The following is a 1,583-nucleotide window of genomic DNA, read 5'->3' as shown; positions in this document are numbered from 1 at the left end:
AACAAACTACCGAAGGTTCCGTACAACCGAGGCTTCATCGTTGGTGCTGCGCACCCGACGAAGCCTTATTTGTTGTGCGCAGTCATTCGAGAACGGGAAAATGGTTACTGTAATAAAGTTCCCATCCATCCAGTTTTCTTATTTGCAAATGTTTATAGTTTAAATTCAGTTTCTCGCGAATCACGTAGGGTGAACTTCGAAATTTAATCATTAACTCGCGTATTTCCCCCTTATAAAAGTGAATTGCGGTGCTACCTGCGAAACCCAATGACTGATTTGTCTTTAAGAATAACGAGTCGAAGGCTTTTCCGTTTTGAAATAGGATAACACTGTCGTTGAAACCTTCCATAAACGAAATATATATAACATTTGGAATAGAATTAAAAACGGAATCCGCAATGCTTACTGGACCAGTAGAATCGAAATGAGTTGTAGTACGGATGATTGAATCCTTTTGCGCAATTATATAACTTGAATGAAATAAGGATAATGATAATATCACAACCCTATGAGCTTTAAGGAACTTCATTTACACTAAACTATATACTCTTTTGCCAATGAAATGTGAAATTGCGCACAACGGCCACAGCTTTGCGTTCGGCAGGGCATTTGGAAAACGTCCAGCCCGGAACTGCAGCCGGCCGAAGTTACAAAAGTTGAAAAGATATTCTATTGCTCATCCGTGTTCGGTCAGCCGAATATGCAGCTGATAGTAGCACTAAGATGAGGATATGTTCGTCGCCCCCTGCTGACGCAAAACTGAATGTTGGTGGCTGGCGTTTATTCACCGCTCTAATTCTATAAGTTGTTCTTCAAATACGTCAAATTCAGTCAAACCATGAATTGTGTCAACTCCCCACGGCTTTGAAGTATTTACAGTCAATATTTTTTGTCCCTTTGAGTCATGCCATACTTTTAGAATTTCGCAAGCAATTACACCGTCTTGGGGGTATTCACTATTTGCGTCTAAATCTTTTTCCGTAACAATAGGGACTTTGTCTTGTACTATGTGTTCCTTCCCGTAAGCGTCGAAGAATTTACATTCAACAAATCCCGGTTGATGGTCGTCAATAAAACTGGTGATTAATATTTTAAGTGCTTTCAACTATTTACTTTTTATAAAGTTCAATTTTCCTATCGTCAGGGTCAGAGATGATTGCCATGAAACCGAAATCCGTTTGTGTAGGTTCTAATGAAAAGGGTACTTCTGATTCTTTTAATTTTTGAACTGTGTCGTCAAAATTGTCAATACCAAAGCCTAAGCGTAGATTTTTGTCTGGTTCGGCTTGGCTCTTTGTCAATGGATAAATTTCTAAAACGGTTTGTCCAATTATCGCAGAATAATGAAAAGGTGAATTTCCATGCTTATGATAGTCAAAGGTCAATCCGAATAAACTGTAAAAGTCTGCAAGTCGTTTTGTGTCGCCTGTCCGTAAGACTAATAACCGAATGTCCATTTGTTAATTGTCGCTTTGAAGTTTGTAGGGTGTCCGATACGCTTGCCACCAACGATCGGGATTTACGAAGTGCCCACGGATGGAGCAGATGCGGGAGCGAAAGCCAGAGGCTTTCAGCGAAGCAGC

General features: G+C 40.1%; 2 protein-coding genes. Both read right to left on the bottom strand.

The features are described 5' to 3' along the window. Positions 1–784: 784 nt before the first annotated feature. Positions 785–1,105, bottom strand: coding sequence for a hypothetical protein (locus ACFEL9_RS26030; protein WP_385896312.1), 321 nt, complete (start codon positions 1,103–1,105; stop codon positions 785–787). Positions 1,106–1,109: 4 nt separating this feature from the next. Continuing rightward, positions 1,110–1,457, bottom strand: coding sequence for a VOC family protein (locus ACFEL9_RS26025; protein WP_385896310.1), 348 nt, complete (start codon positions 1,455–1,457; stop codon positions 1,110–1,112). Between the last annotated feature and the right edge of the window lie 126 nt (positions 1,458–1,583).

The sequence above is a fragment of the Terrimonas alba genome, from assembly GCF_042434975.1.
In the GTDB taxonomy this organism is placed as follows: domain Bacteria; phylum Bacteroidota; class Bacteroidia; order Chitinophagales; family Chitinophagaceae; genus Terrimonas_B; species Terrimonas_B alba.
The sequence above is the reverse complement of the archived record's forward strand: the minus strand, read 5'-3'. Positions and strand labels throughout refer to the sequence as shown.